Consider the following 18,911-nt stretch of genomic DNA (forward strand, 5'->3'; position numbering starts at 1 on the left):
GGCCCGTCACCGGGCACCGGGCGCCGGCCGGGCGGGTGAGTAGGAGAGCCTCCGCGGCTCCTCGGGGTCGGGCGCCAGCCACAGGCGCCGGCCGCCGCCCCGCTCCCAGCAGGTGCCCGCCACGGCCCTGCCGAGCCAGTCCAGCCCCACGGCCAGGAGCACCACGACGATCGCGGCGTCCCTGATGACGAACACACACAGGGCGGGCAGCAGCAACAGGCCGAGCATGCGGGGGGTGAAGGCGGCACGGTGACCGTGCCGGTCGCTCTCCGGGAGAGCGGTCGCGGCCTCGAACTCCCCGAGCCGGCCGACCCACTTGAGCCGGGACGCCCTGAGCACCGTCGACAGGACGAGGAAGCCGAGCGCACCGGTGATCAGCACGGCGACGGCCCCCTCCCGCACCGGCGACCCCAGGCCCGCGCCCACCCAGCCGCCGATGACGCCGACGAGTATCAGCACCGCGGCCCACCACTCCTGATGCACATACCGGACCATCGTTCCCCCACATCCGAAGCGCCGGTCAGTGCTCTTCACGGTAGTTCCAGCACCCTTGTATTCGACCGTCCGCATGTGTGAGCGCTCCGTGAAGGCCTGGGGCGGCGCTCTCGCGCGTCCCTCCCCCTAGAGCCGGTCGACCCTGGTCTCGCAGTGGAGGTGGTGGTCGGGGCCCAGGGCGCGGGTCGGGCCTGTCAGGGTCAGGCGGGCCGTGTGGTGTACGGCCGTGCTCGATGCCGCCAGGCGCAGTTCCAGCGCGCCCGGTTCGACCACCCGTGTTCCGGAGCGGTCGGTGAAGGCGGAGAGGTCGGTGTGGAATTGGAAGGTGATCCGGGCGGCGTCTCCCGGGTCCAGATGCAGCCGCTGGTAGCCGATCAGCCGTACGTCCGGTCGGGTCACCGAGGCCACCGGGTCGTGGAGGTACAGCTGGACGACCTCCGCGCCGGCGCGGTCGCCGGTGTTGCGGACGGTGACAGCGATGTCGTAGGAGCCGTCGGTGGGGATCTCGGCCTGCGTGGCGTCCGACTCCCAGGCGAAGGTCGTGTAGGAGTGGCCGTGGCCGAAGGGGTACAGCGGGGTCGGGTCGAGGTTGCTCACCTCGCCCGCGAGGCCGAGCGGGGGCTGGAGGTAGGTCCACGGCTGGCCGCCGGGCACGCGCGGGACGCTCACCGGCAGGCGGCCGGACGGGTTCACCCGGCCCGACAGCACGCCGGCCACCGCGGGGCCGCCCTCCTCCCCGGGGAAGAAGGCCTGGACGACGGCGCCCAGACGGCCGTGCCAGCGGCCCAGCGCGTAGGGGCGGCCGGTGAGGAGGACCAGCACGACCGGGACGCCGGTCGACACGAGGGTGTCCAGCAGGTCGGACTGGACACCGGGCAGTCGGAGGTCGGTGACATCGCAGCCCTCGCCCGAGGTGCCGCGCCCGAACAGACCCGCCCGGTCGCCCAGCACCGCCACGCACACATCCGCCTCCGACGCCCGCGCCACCGCCTCCTCGAAGCCGGTCCGGTCCGGGTCGTCGACCCCGCAGCCCTCCGCGAACGTCACCTTGGCGTCGGGGAGTTCGCCGCGCAGGGCCTCCAGAACCGTCGGGATCTCGATGCCCATCGGGACCCCGGGGTGATGCGTGAGGACATGGGACGGGAAGGAGTAGCAGCCGAGCATCGCGAGGGCGTCGGCGGCGCGGGGCCCGACGACCGCGACACGGGTGTCGGGGGCCAGGGGCAGGAGACCGTCCGGGTTGTCCAGGAGGACCACCGACTCCTCGGCCAGCCGGCGGGCGATCGCGCGGTTCGACGCCGAGTCGAGGTCGATCCGCTCCGTCGGCTCCGGGGACCAGTCCTCGTCCAGCAGCCCCAGCCCGCACTTCTGGAGCAGGACCCGGCGGGCCGCCCGCTCGATCAGGGACTCGGGGATCTCACCCGCCCGTACGGCCTCGATCAGCGGTGTGCCGTAGCACTTGAGGGTGGGCAGCTCCACGTCCAGGCCCGCCGCCAGCGCCGCGTGGGCCGCCTCCGCCTCGGTGCCGGCCACCCGGTGCTGGCTCTGCAGGAACCCGACCCCGAAGTAGTCGGCGACCACCGTGCCGGTGAACCCCCACCGCTCACGCAGAAGTTCGGTCAGCAGACCCGGGTCCGCCGAGGCCGGGACGCCGTCCGTGTCCGTGTACGCGGCCATCACCGAGCGCGCCCCGGCCTCCCGCAGCGCCATCTCGAAGGGCGGCAGGGTGATGTCCGCGAACTCACGGACACCGGCGCGCACCGGCGCCAGGTTGCGGGCGCCCGCCGAGGACGCGTACCCGGCGAAGTGCTTGAGGGTGGAGACGATCCCGGCCGACTCCAGACCCCGCACATACGCGGTGGCGACCGTGCCGACGAGATACGGGTCCTCGCCGATCGTCTCCTCGACCCGCCCCCAGCGCGGATCGCGTACGACGTCCAGGACCGGGGCGAGACCCTGGTGCACCCCGACCGAGCGCAGATCGCGGCCGATGGCGGCCGCCATCTCCTCGACCAGCCCGGGATCGAAGCTCGCGCCCCAGGCGAGCGGCACCGGATAGGCGGTGGCCCGCCAGGTGGTGAACCCGGCCAGGCACTCCTCGTGCGCCAGGGCGGGGATGCCGAACCGGCCCGCCGCGGCGATACGGCGCTGGGCGCGGGCCAGTGCCCGCGCACCCAGCGCCGGGTCCACCGGGGCGGTGCCGAAGGGGCGGGTGAGCTGGCCCAGGCCGTGGGTGATCAGCTCGTCCCAGTCGTAGTCGGAGCTCATCTCACGTTGCAGCGGCGCGACCCCGTCGCCGTCCGTGTCGGCGCCCACCCAGACGCCGTAGAGCTGTGCGGTCTTCTCCTCGAGGGTCATCCGGGAGAGCAGGTCGTCGACGCGGGCGTCGGCGGGCAGGGCGGGGTCACGCCAGGGCGCGGTGGTCATGAAACTCCTGTCGGGTCGACGACCTCTCGCGAATGTTTCGATATGTAATCCGAATGTTTTGGGAACCTAGGGCTGTCGCGAGGGTTCGTCAAGAGGTCGCGCAGGGATACGATCGCCGCCATGACACCCCCGGAGCCCCTGGAAACCCGGACGACAGCCCCGGCGGCAGGCCGGTCGGCGCAGACCGCGACCCTCGCCGAGATCGCCCGTGAGGCCGGCGTGTCCGCGCCGACAGTTTCGAAGGTCCTGAACGGCCGCGCGGACGTGGCGCCGGCGACGCGCAGCCGTGTGGAGGAGCTGCTGCGCGCGCACGGATACCGGCGCCGGCGCGCCGAGGCCAGCCGTTCGCCCCTGATCGACCTGGTCTTCCACGAGCTGGAGAGCGCGTGGGCGATGGAGGTCATCCGGGGCGTGGAGAACGTGGCGCGGGACGCCGGGCTGAGCGTGGTGCTCAGCGAGAGCGCCGGGCGGCTGACACCCGGGCGGACCTGGGCCGACCAGGTCGCCGCCCGTCGCCCGCACGGTGTGATCCTCGTCCTGTCCGGCCTCGACGAGTCCCAGCGGGCGCTCCTGACCAGCCGCTCCATCCCGTTCGTGGTCATGGACCCGGCGGGCGACCCGGGCGTCGACGTGCCCTCGATCGGCGCCACCAACTGGCAGGGCGGGCTGGCCGCCACCCGGCACCTGGTCGAACTCGGCCACACCCGTATCGGCGCCATCACCGGACCCACCCGCATGATGTGCAGCCGCGCCCGCGTCGACGGCTACCGGGCGGCGCTCGAGACCGCGGGCCTCCCGGTCGACCCGGCCCTCATCGTCACCGGCGACTTCCACCACGAGGCCGGCTACCGCCAGGGACTGGAGCTGCTGCGCCGCCCGGACCGGCCGACCGCCGTCTTCGCCCTCAACGACCTTCAGGCGCTGGGTCTCTACGAGGCCGCGCGCGAGCTGGGCCTACGCATCCCGGAGGACCTGAGCGTGGTCGGCTTCGACGATCTGCCGGTCGCTCCCTGGGTCGGGCCGCCGCTGACGACCGTACGGCAGCCGTTGACGGAGATGGCCGAGGCGGCGGCCAAATTGGTGCTGGACCTGGGGCGGGAGGACCAGCCCCCGGTCGCCACCCGGGTGGAGCTGGCGACCAGTCTGGTGGTCAGGGCGAGCACGGCGGCACGGGCCGTGTGACGGGGGTGGCCGGATGTTGACGTATTGACGGGTGGGGTGAGCGGTTCCACACTCCTCCGAAGCCAATCGGTTGTACGACCGAAACTTTCGGAGGCGCCCGCCATGAGATCTCTGAGAACCGGCTTATCCCTCGCGGCACTTGTCACCGGTGCGGCGATGCTGTTCACCGCCCCCTCGGCCCATGCCGCCGACACCCCGCTGCGCGACCTCGCCGCCGCCAAGGGCAAGGTCATCGGCACGGCCGTCACCGGGTCCAAACTCACCGGGACCTACGGGGACGTCGCGGGGGCGCAGTTCAACTCCCTCACCCCCGGCAACGCCATGAAGTGGGGCACGGTCGAGCCGACCCAGGGCAGCTTCAACTGGGCCGAGGCCGACCAGATCGTCGCCTTCGCGCAGGCCCACAACCAGCAGGTGCGCGGCCACACCCTGGTCTGGCACAACCAGAACCCCGGCTGGCTGACGAACGGCAGCTGGACACCCGCCCAGCTCGGCACCCTCCTGCAGAACCACATCACCACCGAGGTCACCCGCTACAAGGGGAAGATCGCCGCCTGGGACGTCGTCAACGAGGCCTTCAACGAGGACGGCACCTACCGCCCGACGCTCTGGTACGACAGCCTCGGTGCCGACTACATCGCCAACGCCCTGACCTGGGCGCACGCTGCCGACCCGGCGGCGAAGCTGTACATCAACGACTACAACGTCGAGGGCGTCAACGCGAAGTCGACCGCCCTCTACAACCTGGTGAAGGACCTGAAGAGCCGGGGTGTCCCCCTCGACGGGGTCGGCCTCCAGGCCCACCTGGTCCTCGGTCAGGTCCCGTCGACCCTCCAGCAGAACATCCAGCGCTTCGCCGACCTCGGCGTGGACGTGGCGATCACCGAGCTGGACGTGCGGATGGCGCTGCCGTCCGACAGCACGAAACTCGCCCAGCAGGCCGCCGACTACAAGTCGGTCGTGGCCGCCTGTGTGGCCGTGACCCGCTGCGCCGGCGTCACCGTCTGGGGCTTCACCGACTCCGACTCCTGGGTGCCGAGCACCTTCCCGGGGTACGGGGCGGCGACGCCGTACGACGAGAACTACGCGCCGAAACCGGCGTACAGCGCCACCGCGCAGGCGCTCGGCGGTACGACGACCACGCCGCCGCCTCCCACGGGCGCGTGCTCGGCGTCGTACAGCGTGCAGAGTCAGTGGAACACCGGGTTCACCGGACAGGTGACGATCGCGTGCGGCGGTGCCTCCCTCTCCTCCTGGAAGGCGAGCTGGACGTTCGGCGCGGGACAGCAGATCACGCAGGCCTGGAACGCGACGTGCACCCAGAGCGGTTCGGCGGTGACCTGCGCGAACGCCTCCTACAACGGCTCGGTGCCGGACGGCGGTTCGGTGACCTTCGGGTTCAACGGGTCGTGGAGCGGGAGCAACCCCGTACCGGCGGTCACGCTGGGCTGAAGCTGAGAATTTCCGAAGAAAACCGCTTCAGGCCATCGGCACTAACAATCCCCTAATAATTCGGACTTACGTTCCTGCCCGTGACGGGACACGACGAGAACGGCGGCGCGGGCAGACCGAGGGGCCGGCGATCGACCCTACTGAAGATCGCCGGCCTCACCATGGCGGGCCTGCTGGTGCTGGGCGTGGGGGCGGCGGGCTTCGTCTACTGGCACCTCGACCACAACATCAAGAGCGTCGACATCGACCAGGCGCTGGGCGACGACCGCCCGGCGAAGGCGGTGGCGACCCCGTCGGCGAACGCGTCCGGCTCGGCGGAGCCGCTCCCCACCGGCTCCCTCAACATCCTGGTCCTGGGGTCGGACTCGCGCAGCGGCAAGGAGAACAAGGCGCTCGGCGGGGGCAGCAGTTCGGGGGCGCGGTCCGACACGGCGATGGTCGTGCACATCGACGCGGGCCGTAAGAAGGCGACGATCGTGAGCATCCCGCGCGACACCCTGGTCACCCGGCCGTCGTGTCCGCTGAAGTCGGGGGGCGCCACGGCGGTGGCGTACGACTCGATGTTCAACAGCGCGTACTCGGTGGGCGGACCGGTCTGTGCCGTGAAGACGGTCGAGTCGATCACCGGCATCCGCATGGACCACTATCTGGAGATCGACTTCTCGGGCTTCGCGAAGCTGGTGAACGCGCTCGGCGGTGTCACGGTCACCACCACGCAGGACATCGACGACAACGACAGCCACCTCCACCTCGCGGCCGGCACCCACCACCTGGACGGCAAGCAGGCCCTGGCCCTCGCCCGCACCCGGCACGGCATAGGCGACGGCAGCGACCTGGGCCGCATAGGCCTCCAGCAGCAGCTGGTGAAGGCCCTGCTGGACCAGATCTCCTCGACCAGCCTGCTCACCGACCCCGCCAAGCTCTACGACGTCGCCGACGCCGTCACGGGCAGCCTCACGACCGACACGGGGCTGGACTCGCTCAGCGAGCTGGTGAGCCTCGGAGAAAGTCTCAAGGGCCTCTCCTCGACCAGCGTGAAGACAGTGATGATGCCGGTGGTCCCGGCCCCGTCGAACCCCAACCGCGTACTGGCGAAGGAACCGGCGGCGAGCGAACTGTGGAAGTCGCTGGGCTGAGGGGCGGCCACGACCACCTCCCCCCGCCGCCCGAAAAAATCTTGGAAGAAATTTCGCGGGCGTGTCGATGTCGGCCGGCCTCGATCGACGCACAGGGTGAGAGGCCGGGAAGGACCCGGCTCCGCACCGATTCGAGGAGCTCTCATGCCCCGCTATCTCTCCCTCGTGCAGATCGACGAGTCCACCGTGCCCGCCGAAGGTCCCAGCCCTGAGCTGATGCAGCGGATGGGTGAGCTGATCGAGGAGGTCACCAAGGCCGGGGTCATGCTCGACACCGCCGGTCTCACCCCGTCCGCGCAGGGCATGCGGGTGCACTGGCAGGGCGGCGAGATCTCGGTGACCGACGGGCCCTTCACCGAGGCAAAGGAGGTCGTCGGCGGTTACGCGATCATGCAGTGCAAGGACAGGGCCGAGGCCCTGGAGTGGACGAAGAAGTTCCTCAAGGTCCACGAGGAGCACTGGACCGTCACCTGTGAGGTCCGGGAGATCGCCGAGGGCTGACAGGTCCTTTGCCCGACGCCGCCGGGGGTGTTGCATGGTGGGCTGTGACCTCGCAGCCCACCGGCCCCCGTCCCAGCGACCCCCGTCCCACCGACCCTCGCCACACCGACCTTCAGTCCGCCGTCGAGACCGTCTACCGGCTCGAATCCCCCCGTATCATCGCCGCCCTCACCCGCCTCGTCCGTGACATCGGCATCGCCGAGGAGCTCGCGCAGGACGCCCTGGTCGCCGCCCTCGAACAGTGGCCCCGGGACGGCGTCCCCGACAACCCGGGAGCCTGGCTGACGGCCACGGCCCGGCACCGTGCCGTCGACCTGATCCGCCGCCGGGACAACTACGCCCGCAAGCTCCAGGAGATCGGCCGCACCCTCGACACCACCGCGCCCCCCGAGGAGCCCGCCGACCCCGACGACATCGACGACGACCTCCTCCGTCTGGTCTTCACGGCCTGCCACCCGGTGCTGTCGCCCGAGGCCCGGATCGCCCTCACCCTCCGCCTCCTCGGCGGCCTGACGACGACCGAGATCGCCCGGGCCTTCCTCACCCCCGAGCCGACGATCGCCCAGCGCATCGTCCGCGCCAAACGGACCCTGGCCACCCAGAACGTCGCCTTCGAGGTGCCGTACGGCCCCGAGCGCGAGGCCCGCCTCGGTTCCGTCCTCGACGTCATCTACCTCATCTTCAACGAGGGTTACGCCGCCACCGCCGGCGACGACTGGCTGCGCCCCGGGCTCTGCGAGGACGCCCTCCGCCTGGCCCGCGTCCTGTCCTCCCTGATGCCGAAGGAACCGGAAGTCCACGCCCTGACCTCCCTGCTGGAGTTCCAGGCGTCCCGCTCCGCCGCCCGCACCGGCCCGAGCGGCGAACCCGTCCTCCTCAAGGACCAGAACCGCCGCCGCTGGAACCGCATGCTCATCGCCCGAGGCATCACCGCCCTCCACCGCGCCGACGCGACGGCCACCGGCGCCCCGGGCCCGTACGCCCTCCAGGCCGCCATCGCCGCCTGCCACGCCCACGCGTACACCTACGAGGAGACCGACTGGCGGACCATCGCGGCCCTGTACGGCCTGCTCGCCGCCCGAGCGCCCTCCCCGGTCGTCGAACTCAACCGCGCGGTCGCCGTCTCCATGGCCGAGGGCCCGGCCGAGGGACTGGCCATCGTCGACGCCCTCGCCTCCGAACCGGCCCTGCGCGACTACCACTTGCTCCCCAGCGTCCGCGGCGACCTCCTCGCCCGCCTGGGACGTTCGGCGGAGGCGCGGGAGGAGTTCGTACGGGCGGCGGGGCTGGCGCGCAACGAGCGCGAGCGTGAGCTGCTGCTGGGGCGGGCGGACGGGCTGTCGTAGGGCGAAGGGAGTCCGGTCGGCTACACGGGTCGTCCGATCAGCATCGTCGGTGCCCCCGCCACCCGCGTCAGGAACACCGTCGCCGAGTTGCGGCCCACCGGCTTCACCTTCTTCCGCAGCTCCTCCGGCTCGACCGCCGAGCCCCGCTTCTTCACGGTCAGGATCCCGACCTCCCGCTCTCGTAGCAGCGCCTTCAACTTCTTTATGTTGAAGGGGAGTTGGTCGCTGATCTCATAGGCGGTGGCGTACGGGGAGTCGTGGAGCGCGTCGGAGGTGACGTAGGCGATGGTGGGGTCGATCAGCCCGCCGTCCACCTCCTCGGCCGCCTCGGCGACCAGATGCGCGCGGATGACGGCACCGTCGGGCTCGTACAGGTACCGCCCGACGGGACGGACCCGGGGGTCGGGCAGCCCGCGGGAGAGGAGGGTGCGCGGGCCGGGCAGCAGGGTGGCCCGCACGGAAGCGGCCCGACCCGAGGTGGTCCGCACCGGTCCCGTTCCCGCCGCCGTCCCGAACCACAGCACCGCCTCCTTCACATCCCCGCCGTCCGAGATCCACTCGGCCCCGGCGTCGTCCGGCACGGCCTCGTGCGGGATGCCGGGGGCGACCTTGAGGGCGGCGACGAGGGACGCCTCGCGGGCGGCCCCGACGGCCCAGGACAGGGGCGGTGAGTAGGCCTCCGGGTCGAAGACGCGACCGCGTCCGCCGCGCCGGGCCGGGTCCACGAACACGGCGTCGTAACCGGCCGTGTCCACCTCCGTGACGTCGGCCTCCCGGACCTCGATGAGGTCGCCGAGCCCGAGCGCCCCGGCGTTGGCGCGCGCCGCGGCCGCCGTCACCGGGTCCCGGTCGACGGCGAGGACGCGGATGCCCGCCCGGGCGAGCGCGATGGCGTCACCGCCGATCCCGCAGCACAGGTCGGCCAGGGAGGTGACGCCCATCGACTTCAGACGCTCGGCCCGGTACGCCGCCACACTCGCCCGTGTCGACTGCTCGACCCCGTTCGGGGTGAAGAACATCCGCCCGGCGTCCTCGGCCCCGAACTTCGCCTCCGCGCGCTGCCGCAGCCGGGCCTGGCCGAGGGCCGCCGAGACCAGTTCGGCGGGGTGCTCGCGGCGCAGCCGGGTGGCGACGGCGAGTTCGTCGGCGGGGGCCGTCCCGCGGACCTCGTCGAGGAGGGCGCGGCCTTCGGGGGTGAGGAGGGGGGCGAGGTCGTTCACCGGGTCATTGTGGGCCAGGCGGGCGACGGTGCGCCTGTCGCCGAGGTGTTGGACCAGGGTCGGGGCCGGGGTCTGCGAGGATCCGGCACCATGCGAGCAGTAGGACAAAACGATAAAAACGGGGTGTCGTTGAGGCTGCGGGTGCGCGGCGGGGTCGCCGTGCTCGCCGTCGCCGCCGTGGCCTCCGGCTGCGCCCAGGGCCCGGACCCCCAGGTGCCCCCCGCGCACGGCCAGCAGCCCCTCAGGGCGGCCCCGGCGCGCGCCCTCCACTCGTACGCGACGAAGCTGCACGCGACGTATATGGCCCGCGCGGCGGCGGCGCGGCGCTGGGGTCTGAAGCAGGTGCCGCTGACGGCGCCCGCGCCTCCGCTCCACAAGCCGCGGATCGAGGCGCGCAAGGGCTTCGAGGTCGACGACCAGGAGGAGCTGGATCTCCCGCCGGTCTTCACCACCGTGCCCACCCGGCAGAAGGTCGTCTTCCTCACCATCGACGACGGCGCCGAGAAGGACCCGGCGTTCCTGCGGATGATGAGCCAGCTGAAGATCCCGTACACCGCCTTCCTGAGCAACTTCCTGATCAAGGACGACTACCCCTACTTCCGCAAGATGCGGTCCGAAGGCGTCACCCTCAACAACCACACCCTCACCCATCCCTATCTGCCGGGGCTCTCGTACGGGCAGCAGCGGCGCGAGATCTGCGGCATGCAGGACGTGATGGAGAAGCAGTTCGGCAAGCGGCCGACCGTCTTCCGGCCGCCCTTCGGCAACTACAACCAGGACACGCTCCGGGCCGCCAGATCCTGCGGCATCAAGTACGCGCCGATCTGGGACGAGGAGGTCTTCGTCGACCACTGGGAGTACCGCGAGGACGACCAGGACCTGCACCCCGGCGACATCGTGCTCACCCACTTCCGTGGCCGCGACGAGTGGAAGGGCACGATGGTCGACGACATGCGCCGGTTCCTGAACAGGGTCACGGCCGAGGGGTACGCGGTGGCCCGCCTGGAGGACTACCTGTGAACCGCGGGCGCCTGGCGGCCGGTGTCCTGGCGCTCGCCGTCCTGCTCACCGGCTGCGCCCAGTCCGTCGACCCCATCGAACGGCTGGGCATGAAGGCGGCCCAGCGGGTGCACCCGTACGACCCCAGGGGCACGGCACGGCCGCCGTACCGCCGCTGGGGCCTGGTGGCACCGCTGGCCCCCGCGCCGAGACCGAGACGGGTGCCGGGCCTCGGGGGCGCTTCGCTCCACCCGGGCCCGATCCCGGTGGTCTCCCGGGTCCCCACCCGCGACAAGGTGGTCTTCCTGACCTACGACGACGGAGCCGAACGGGACCGCCGCTTCGTCGACATGGTCCGCGAACTCCGGCTCCCGGTCAGCATGTTCCTCACCGACAGCGTGGTCGGACCGGGCTACGGCCACTTCGCGCGTCTGCGGTCGGTGGGCGCGTCGATCCAGAACCACACCCTCGACCACACCGCCCTGCGCGGCCTGCCGTATGCCGGCCAGCGCGCCGAGATCTGCGGCCAGCAGCGGAAACTCCACGTCCGCTTCGGCATCCGCCCCCGCCTCTTCCGCCCCCCGTACGGCGCCTACGACACCACCACCCTGCGCGCCGCGGCCGACTGCGGGGTCTCCGCGCTGGTCCTGTGGCGCGCGTCGATGGACACCGGCGAGCCGGCGTTCACCACGGGCGGGCGACAGCTGCGAGCCGGCGACATCGTCTCGGTGGCCTCGGGCGAGTCGACACAGCCGTCCCTGATCGACCGGACGCGGCGGCTGCTGAGGGAGGCGCAGGGGCGGGGGCTGACGGTGGGGCGGCTGGAGGACTATCTGTAGCGGCACGCGCCACGGGATCTTCGGCGGCGCGCACCGCCGGGATTAGCAGTCCGCTTGACCGAGTGCTAATCGCAGTCATAGTCTCGGCTCTGGCACTCCCCACTGGAGAGTGCCAACTACGCGACGGGCAGGTCCGGCACCCGCGACGACGGATCCACCTGGTCGCCACCTCAGACAGTTAACCCCGTGAGATCTCCGAAGGGGGAGGTCGGATCGTGACGACCACCAGCTCCAAGGTTGCCATCAAGCCGCTTGAGGACCGCATCGTGGTCCAGCCGCTCGACGCGGAGCAGACCACCGCCTCTGGCCTGGTCATCCCGGACACCGCGAAGGAGAAGCCCCAGGAGGGCGTCGTCCTCGCCGTGGGCCCGGGCCGCTTCGAGAACGGCGAGCGCCTGCCGCTCGACGTCAAGACCGGCGACATCGTGCTGTACAGCAAGTACGGCGGCACCGAGGTGAAGTACAACGGCGAGGAGTACCTCGTCCTCTCGGCTCGCGACGTGCTCGCGATCATCGAGAAGTAATCCACCTCAAGCACTTTTCTCGCTTGTGAGCTGCGCCCCGGGTTCCCGCGTCCTTATGAAGCCGGGCCTCCGGGGCGCAGTTCGTTTCACCCACGTTTTCCGAGAGGGCTGAACCGCTCCCATGGCGAAGATCCTGAAGTTCGACGAGGACGCCCGTCGCGCCCTCGAGCGCGGCGTCAACAAGCTGGCCGACACGGTCAAGGTGACGATCGGCCCCAAGGGCCGCAACGTCGTCATCGACAAGAAGTTCGGCGCCCCCACCATCACCAACGACGGCGTCACCATCGCCCGTGAGGTCGAGGTCGAGGACCCGTACGAGAACCTCGGCGCGCAGCTGGTGAAGGAGGTGGCGACCAAGACCAACGACATCGCGGGTGACGGCACCACCACCGCCACCGTGCTCGCCCAGGCGCTGGTCCGCGAGGGCCTGAAGAACGTCGCCGCGGGTGCCTCCCCGGCGCTGCTGAAGAAGGGCATCGACGCGGCCGTGGCCGCGGTCTCCGAGGAGCTCCTCGCGACCGCCCGCCCCATCGACGAGAAGTCCGACATCGCCGCCGTGGCTGCGCTGTCCGCCCAGGACCAGCAGGTCGGCGAGCTCATCGCCGAGGCGATGGACAAGGTCGGCAAGGACGGTGTCATCACCGTCGAGGAGTCCAACACCTTCGGTCTGGAGCTGGACTTCACCGAGGGCATGGCCTTCGACAAGGGCTACCTGTCCCCGTACTTCGTCACCGACCAGGAGCGTATGGAGGCCGTCCTCGACGAGCCGTACATCCTGATCAACCAGGGCAAGATCTCCTCGATCGCCGACCTGCTGCCGCTGCTCGAGAAGGTCATCCAGTCCGGCGCCTCGAAGCCGCTGCTGATCATCGCCGAGGACGTCGAGGGCGAGGCCCTCTCCACCCTGGTCGTCAACAAGATCCGCGGCACCTTCAACGCGGTCGCGGTCAAGGCCCCCGGCTTCGGCGACCGCCGCAAGGCGATGCTGCAGGACATGGCGGTCCTCACCGGTGCCACGGTCATCTCCGAGGAGGTCGGCCTCAAGCTCGACCAGGTCGGCCTGGACGTGCTGGGCTCCGCCCGCCGCGTGACCATCACCAAGGACGACACCACCATCGTCGACGGCGCCGGCGACTCCGCCGACGTCGTGGGCCGCGTCGCCCAGATCAAGGCCGAGATCGAGAACACGGACTCCGACTGGGACCGCGAGAAGCTCCAGGAGCGTCTCGCGAAGCTGGCCGGCGGCGTGTGCGTCATCAAGGTCGGCGCCGCCACCGAGGTGGAGCTGAAGGAGAAGAAGCACCGTCTGGAGGACGCCATCTCCGCGACCCGCGCCGCGGTCGAGGAGGGCATCGTCTCCGGTGGTGGCTCCGCGCTCGTCCACGCCGTGAAGGTCCTCGAGGACAACCTCGGCCGCACCGGCGACGAGGCCACCGGTGTCGCCGTGGTCCGCAAGGCCGCCGTCGAGCCGCTGCGCTGGATCGCCGAGAACGCCGGCCTGGAGGGCTACGTCATCACCTCCAAGGTCGCCGAGCTCGACAAGGGCCAGGGCTTCAACGCCGCCACCGGCGAGTACGGCGACCTGGTCAAGGCCGGCGTCATCGACCCGGTCAAGGTCACCCGCTCCGCCCTGGAGAACGCCGCCTCCATCGCCTCCCTCCTCCTGACGACCGAGACCCTGGTCGTGGAGAAGAAGGAAGAGGAGGAGCCGGCCGCCGCCGGTCACGGCCACGGTCACACGCACTGACGCGACGCAACAGGAGAGGCCCGGCACCCTGCAGACAAGGGGTGCCGGGCCTCCGCGCATCCCCCTCAGCGTTCCAGCGCGTCGAGCACGCCCAACTGGGCCATCAGCCCCAGCCGGTCGTACTCCCACCAGGCCTCGACGATCTTCCCGTGCTCGCCGAACCGGTGCGTGGTGTTGCCGGTCATGGAGACCTTCGCCCCGCTGGGCGGCAGTCCCATGAACTCACCCGTGTGGGTGCCGCTCCACACCCACCGCGTGGACACCCGGTCGCCCTGGGCGATCTGGTCCTCGATCGCGAACTCGAAGTCGAACCCGGAGCGCCACATCCCCACCTCGCGCCGCAGGGCGTCCATCCCCATGGTGTCCTGCTCGTTCGCCGGGTCGTGGTCGTGGTAGTTCTCCGCGATCAGCCCGTCGAGCGGCGGCAGTTCGCCCGCGACGGCGATCGTCCCGAAGAACCGCCGCGCCGTGTCCGCGTTCAGCCCCTCGTCCCGTACGACGTCCAGATCGGTGAACGTCGGCATCTCGTCGCAGAGGGCCACCATCTCCCGGAAGATCTTGTCCGTCTCGGGCAGGCTGGAGTTCCGCATCGCCTCCTCGTACGACGGGAACTCCACGATCTCGATGAAGTGCGACGCGTCGGAGTGGTCCTTGCCGACCACCGCGTGCGTCGCCGTCCGCTTTCCCCTGGTCTGCTCGACCCATGTGTCCATCAGCCGGTCGATGTCGTCGAAGTGGCTGGTCCTGCAGTCGATGATCTGTACGAAGGTCATGGTCGTGCCTCCGGTCCCGATGGGTTCGGTGGGGTCCGGCCGTACGGAACCATTTTCCCCCGTACCCCACGACCGCGCCCTGTGGAGACCTCACTGAGGCCCGTACTTCCGCCCGGTCCGTGAGCTGATCCCGCCCAGCAGCGCCCGGGGCGTCACCTTCACGAGCCCCATCAGCGCCTTGTACCGGGGGTCGGGGATCGACAGCGACTTCCCGCGCGCCAGATCGCTCAGCGCCGCGGCCACCAGCTTGTCCGCGTCCAGCCACATCCACCCCGGGATGTTGTCGGTCCCCATCCCGGCCCGCTGATGGAACTCCGTCCGCACGAACCCGGGGCACAGCGCCATCAGCCGCACACCGCTGCCCACGAGGTCCTTCGCCGCGCCCTGGGTGAACTGCACGACCCACGCCTTCGAGGCGCCGTACGTCCCCCGGGGCACGAAGGCGGCGACGGACGCGACGTTGACGACCCCGCCGCGGCCGCGCTCGCGCATCGCCTCCGTCGCCGCGGTCGTCAGCCGCAGCACCGCCTCGCAGTGCACCTTGAGCATCTTCAGCTCGTCGGCCATGGAGACGTCGAGATAGCGGCCCTTGTTGCCGAAGCCGGCGTTGTTGACCAGCAGGTCGACGGGGTTCCTGCGGTCGGCGAGCCGGGCGGCGACCGCCTCGATGCCGTCGTCCTCGGCCAGGTCCGCCGTCAGCACCTCCGCCTCGATGCCGTGCCGGTCGTGCAGCTCGGTCGCCTGCTCCCGCAACCGCTTGGTGTCGCGGGCGACCAGCACCAGATTGTGCCCGTCGGCCGCCAGCCGCCGTGCGAACGCGGCGCCGATGCCCGCGGTCGATCCCGTAATCAGAGCCGTTGTCATGACCCAAGCGTAGTTACCCGGACTGTGCGGGCCCGCTCCTCACACGACGCCCGTGGCTCAAAGCGCCAACGCGTTATCGGACGTCGTATCAAAGGATCTCTTATCCTTGATCCGTGATCGAAGCACGTCATCTGCGGGTCCTGCGCGCCGTCGCCACCACCGGTTCCTTCTCGGCGGCGGGGCGTGAACTGGGCTGCACCCAGCCCGCCGTGAGCCAGCAGATGAAGGCCCTGGAGGCATCGGTGGGCACACCCCTGCTGGTCCGCGACGGGCGCGAGATGCGCCTGACCCAGGCGGGCGAGGCCCTCGTCCGGCACGCCAACGGGATCCTGGCGGGGCTGACCGCGGCCGAGGAGGAGGTCGCCGCCATCGCCGGCCTGCGCGCCGGGCGGGTGCGGCTGGTCTCCTTCCCCAGCGGCAGCTCGACCCTCGTACCGACCGCCCTCGCCGCCCTGCGCGCCGCGCACCCCGGCACCCGAGTGTCGCTGGAGGAGGCCGAACCGCCCGTCTCCGTCGACATGCTGCGCGCGGGGGAGTGCGATGTGGCACTCGCCTTCCGCTACGAGGGCGCGGCGGGCGCGAAGGAGTGGGACGACCTCGTCGTACGGCCGCTGCTGACCGACCGTCTCGTCGGGCTGGTGCCGGAGCGGCACCCGCTGGCGGGGGCCGGGTCCGTGGCCATCGGCGAACTCGCGCGGGAGCCGTGGATCGCCGGATGCCCGCGCTGTCGCGGGCAGTTGGTGGAGGTGTGCGAGGGCGCCGGCTTCACCCCCCGCATCGACTTCGCCACCGACGACTACCCGGCGGTGGTCGGCCTCGTCGGCGCCGGTCTGGGCGTCGCCGTACTCCCGCAGCTGGCCCTGGAGTCCGTACGGCCGCGCCACGCGCGCGTGCTGACGCTGGAGCCGGCCGTGCGGCGGGAGATCGTGGCGCTGACCCTGCCCGACCTGGCCCGGGTGCCGGCGGTCGCGGCGACGCTGGAACAGCTCGGGCGCGCGGCCGGGCGCCCGGGGGCGGGGTAGGCGGGGTAGTGGTAGCCGGGCAGCCGGGTGGCTGGGGTGTTGCCGAGCTCAGGGGCCGGGAGCTCGGGAGTCAGGAACGAAGAAACGTTCCTTCAGTTGTTCGATACGCCGTAGTCGCCGCTTACACCGTCCCCGTACTTGCCGGACACGCCGTCCCCGCCGGTGACCCCCGCCGACACCAGTCGGTTCCGCGCGCGACCCATCAGTTCCTCGCGCTCGTCCTCGGTCAGGCCGCCCCAGACGCCGTACGGCTCTCGCACCGCCAGCGCGTGTGCCGCGCACTGCGCGCGCACCGGGCACCTCATGCAGACCTCCTTGGCCGAGTTCTCGCGAGCACTCCGGGCCGCGCCCCGCTCGCCCTCCGGATGAAAGAAGAGCGAGCTGTCCACCCCGCGACAGGCGGCCAGAAGCTGCCAGTCCCACAGGTCCGCGTTCGGTCCGGGAAGGCGGGAGAAATCTGCCATTGCGTGACCCCTTGTAGCCGTTCTGAGCGGATACGGTGCCCATGACCGTATATCTACGATCTAAGGAGATGAAAATATGACTCATTGCGAATCTAGCCTCAGACACCAGTAGATGGGAAGAAAAGGGGCTAAATGGGGCACCGGTTGTGATGAAACGTTGTGAGTCCGCCCTGCATGTCTGCACCGTGTCCGCCCCCTCACGTAGAGTGCCGAAGATGACACACAGCCCCGTAACTCTTTCGAGTGACCGTCGTTGAGAGTGCGGAGGCGGTTGGCGCAAGAAATGCTCGGGCGGGCGTCCGGGACGGTCGACCGCACAGGTGACGATTTCGTACCAGCCTGGAGGCTCAAGGTGACGTGCATCAGCTGCGGAGGGCGGCCATGACATCCGTCCTCGTCTGCGACGACTCCCCGCTTGCCCGAGAGGCGCTCCGCCGCGCGGTCGCGACCGTGCCCGGCGTCGAGCGCGTGACGACCGCGGCCAACGGCGAGGAAGTCCTCCGCCGCTGGGGTGCGGACCGTTCGGATCTGATTCTGATGGACGTACGCATGCCCGGACTGGGCGGCGTCGAGACCGTGCGGCGACTGCTGTCCGCCGACCCGGGTGCCCGCATCATCATGCTCACCGTCGCCGAGGACCTCGACGGGGTCGCGCTCGCGGTCGCGGCCGGCGCGCGGGGGTATCTGCACAAGGACGCGTCGCGTGCGGAGTTGCGGGCGACCGTCACCCAGGCGCTGGCCGACCCGACCTGGCGGCTGGCCCCGCGGCGGCTGCGGTCCGCCGAGATGGGGGCGGCGCCGACGCTCACCGCGCGGGAGATCCAGGTGCTCGAGGGGATGTCCCACGGGCGGTCCAACGCGGAGATCGGGCGGGAGCTGTTCCTGTCCGAGGACACCGTGAAGACGCATGCCCGGCGGTTGTTCAAGAAGCTGGGCGCGTCGGACCGGGCGCATGCCGTGGCGCTCGGTTTCCGGTGGGGTCTGGTTCGTTAGTACTACCGGGTGCCGCCCTGTGCCGTCGGCGGCTGAGGGCTCGTCGCGGCTGGTCGCGCCCACGCGACGCAGTCGCACCATGTCTCGTCCCGCGCCCCTTTGGGGCGCGGATCGCGAGGTCGGTCGAGTGGCTCTGCGGGCACCCGCTGCTCGTTTCGGCGCGGATGCCGCATCCTTGAGGTGTGGAGTCTCTCGGGGACGAGTCGGTCGAGCGGAAGGGGAGGGCGCAGGGGATGAGTGCCGGCGCACCTGCTCATAACGCTTCGGTGCACAACAACGGGCGTGGTGCCACAGATCCGACGGCCAGAGGGCACCATGGACCGATGCGCGACGACGAGGCGGCCGGAGCCGCAGGGGCGATCGGTGCACTCGTCCATCGCGCCGTCGACGGGGACGAGCAGGCCACGCATGACCTGCTCGCCCATGTCCACCCCCTGGCGCTGCGCTACTGCCGCACCCGTCTGTCCCGCCTTCCGGGTGATGCCCGGCACTTCGTGGAGGACCTCGCGCAGGAGGTCTGCGTCGCCGTCCTCCTCGCCCTGCCGCGCTACCGGGACACCGGCCGCCCCTTCGAGGCGTTCGTGTTCGCCATCGCCGCACACAAGGTCGCCGACCTGCAGCGGGCGGCGATGCGGCACCCCGGTTCGACGGCGGTCCCCTCGGACGAGATGCCGGAGCGCCCGGACGACTCGCTCGGCCCGGAGGAGCGCGCGCTGCTCAGCAGCGACGCCGAATGGGCCAAGAAACTGCTGGCCAACCTGCCGGAGAACCAGCGCGAACTGCTCCTGCTGCGGATCGCCGTGGGGTTGACCGCGGAGGAGACCGGTCAGATGTTGGGAATGTCACCCGGAGCGGTCCGTGTGGCGCAGCACCGGGCGCTGAGTCGACTGCGGGCCCTCGCCGAGCAGTAACTCGCCCTCTCTTGAA

18 protein-coding genes are annotated in these 18,911 nt (G+C 71.0%); 12 read left to right on the forward strand and 6 right to left on the reverse strand.

What is annotated here, in order from left to right:
- Positions 1–6: 6 nt before the first annotated feature.
- Together ABZT17_RS01750 and ABZT17_RS01755 are read right to left on the reverse strand one after the other, a co-directional pair.
- On the reverse strand, positions 7–534 hold the full coding sequence (locus ABZT17_RS01750; RefSeq protein ID WP_356342364.1) for a hypothetical protein: 528 nt from the start codon (positions 532–534) through the stop codon (positions 7–9).
- Positions 535–621: 87 nt separating this feature from the next.
- On the reverse strand, positions 622–2,922 hold the full coding sequence (locus ABZT17_RS01755; RefSeq protein ID WP_356342366.1) for a glycoside hydrolase family 3 N-terminal domain-containing protein: 2,301 nt from the start codon (positions 2,920–2,922) through the stop codon (positions 622–624).
- A 120-nt stretch (positions 2,923–3,042) separates the two neighbouring features.
- Between ABZT17_RS01755 and ABZT17_RS01760 the strand changes: the two genes are divergently transcribed.
- The 5 genes from ABZT17_RS01760 (at position 3,043) to ABZT17_RS01780 (ending at position 8,539) form a co-directional block, all read left to right on the forward strand.
- Positions 3,043–4,104 carry a LacI family DNA-binding transcriptional regulator gene (locus ABZT17_RS01760; protein ID WP_356342368.1) on the forward strand — a complete coding sequence of 354 codons (1,062 nt, stop codon included), beginning with the start codon at positions 3,043–3,045 and terminating at the stop codon, positions 4,102–4,104.
- A 102-nt stretch (positions 4,105–4,206) separates the two neighbouring features.
- Positions 4,207–5,556: an endo-1,4-beta-xylanase gene (locus ABZT17_RS01765; RefSeq protein WP_356342370.1), complete on the forward strand. Its 1,350-nt coding sequence runs from the start codon at positions 4,207–4,209 to the stop codon at positions 5,554–5,556.
- Positions 5,557–5,636: 80 nt separating this feature from the next.
- A complete protein-coding gene (locus ABZT17_RS01770) occupies positions 5,637–6,692 on the forward strand; it encodes an LCP family protein (RefSeq protein ID WP_356342372.1) in 1,056 nt (351 codons plus the stop codon).
- Between the two features lie 144 nt (positions 6,693–6,836).
- Positions 6,837–7,193 carry a YciI family protein gene (locus tag ABZT17_RS01775; protein WP_356342375.1) on the forward strand — a complete coding sequence of 119 codons (357 nt, stop codon included), beginning with the start codon at positions 6,837–6,839 and terminating at the stop codon, positions 7,191–7,193.
- A gap of 44 nt (positions 7,194–7,237) precedes the next feature.
- The gene (locus ABZT17_RS01780; protein ID WP_356342377.1) at positions 7,238–8,539 is read left to right on the forward strand and encodes an RNA polymerase sigma factor; all 1,302 of its coding nucleotides are present in this window, start codon (positions 7,238–7,240) and stop codon (positions 8,537–8,539) included.
- A 20-nt stretch (positions 8,540–8,559) separates the two neighbouring features.
- Here the strand turns inward: ABZT17_RS01780 and ABZT17_RS01785 are convergent, their stop codons facing one another.
- Positions 8,560–9,759, reverse strand: a complete 1,200-nt coding sequence (locus ABZT17_RS01785; RefSeq protein WP_356342380.1) for a methyltransferase domain-containing protein — start codon at positions 9,757–9,759, stop codon at positions 8,560–8,562.
- 90 nt (positions 9,760–9,849) lie between these two features.
- Between ABZT17_RS01785 and ABZT17_RS01790 the strand changes: the two genes are divergently transcribed.
- The 4 genes from ABZT17_RS01790 (at position 9,850) to groL (ending at position 13,868) form a co-directional block, all read left to right on the forward strand.
- Entirely contained in the window at positions 9,850–10,779 is a 930-nt protein-coding gene (locus ABZT17_RS01790) for a polysaccharide deacetylase family protein (protein WP_356342382.1), read from the forward strand.
- Entirely contained in the window at positions 10,776–11,597 is an 822-nt protein-coding gene (locus ABZT17_RS01795; protein ID WP_356342384.1) for a polysaccharide deacetylase family protein, read from the forward strand. Before ABZT17_RS01790 ends, ABZT17_RS01795 begins: the two co-directional genes overlap by 4 nt.
- A 215-nt stretch (positions 11,598–11,812) precedes the next feature.
- Positions 11,813–12,121, forward strand: a complete 309-nt coding sequence (gene groES, locus ABZT17_RS01800; protein WP_003998759.1) for a co-chaperone GroES — start codon at positions 11,813–11,815, stop codon at positions 12,119–12,121.
- Positions 12,122–12,242: 121 nt separating this feature from the next.
- Positions 12,243–13,868, forward strand: coding sequence for a chaperonin GroEL (groL, locus tag ABZT17_RS01805; RefSeq protein WP_356342386.1), 1,626 nt, complete (start codon positions 12,243–12,245; stop codon positions 13,866–13,868).
- 65 nt (positions 13,869–13,933) lie between these two features.
- Here the strand turns inward: groL and ABZT17_RS01810 are convergent, their stop codons facing one another.
- Complete coding sequence (locus ABZT17_RS01810; RefSeq protein ID WP_356342388.1) at positions 13,934–14,641, reverse strand: ester cyclase; 708 nt, start codon at positions 14,639–14,641, stop codon at positions 13,934–13,936.
- A gap of 90 nt (positions 14,642–14,731) precedes the next feature.
- Positions 14,732–15,505: an SDR family oxidoreductase gene (locus ABZT17_RS01815; RefSeq protein WP_356342390.1), complete on the reverse strand. Its 774-nt coding sequence runs from the start codon at positions 15,503–15,505 to the stop codon at positions 14,732–14,734.
- 113 nt (positions 15,506–15,618) lie between these two features.
- Here ABZT17_RS01815 and ABZT17_RS01820 point away from each other — a divergent pair, with 113 nt between their 5' ends.
- On the forward strand, positions 15,619–16,527 hold the full coding sequence (locus tag ABZT17_RS01820; RefSeq protein ID WP_356342392.1) for a LysR family transcriptional regulator: 909 nt from the start codon (positions 15,619–15,621) through the stop codon (positions 16,525–16,527).
- 92 nt (positions 16,528–16,619) lie between these two features.
- Here ABZT17_RS01820 and ABZT17_RS01825 read toward each other — a convergent pair whose 3' ends face one another.
- Positions 16,620–16,991, reverse strand: coding sequence for a WhiB family transcriptional regulator (locus ABZT17_RS01825; RefSeq protein ID WP_356342395.1), 372 nt, complete (start codon positions 16,989–16,991; stop codon positions 16,620–16,622).
- A gap of 381 nt (positions 16,992–17,372) precedes the next feature.
- Between ABZT17_RS01825 and ABZT17_RS01830 the strand changes: the two genes are divergently transcribed.
- The gene (locus ABZT17_RS01830; protein WP_003948568.1) at positions 17,373–17,984 is read left to right on the forward strand and encodes a response regulator transcription factor; all 612 of its coding nucleotides are present in this window, start codon (positions 17,373–17,375) and stop codon (positions 17,982–17,984) included.
- 323 nt (positions 17,985–18,307) lie between these two features.
- On the forward strand, positions 18,308–18,895 hold the full coding sequence (locus tag ABZT17_RS01835) for a sigma-70 family RNA polymerase sigma factor (RefSeq protein WP_356342397.1): 588 nt from the start codon (positions 18,308–18,310) through the stop codon (positions 18,893–18,895).
- Positions 18,896–18,911 lie beyond the last annotated feature (16 nt).

The sequence above is a fragment of the Streptomyces sp. NPDC005648 genome (genome assembly GCF_040605395.1).
Taxonomy (GTDB): Bacteria; Actinomycetota; Actinomycetes; order Streptomycetales; family Streptomycetaceae; genus Streptomyces.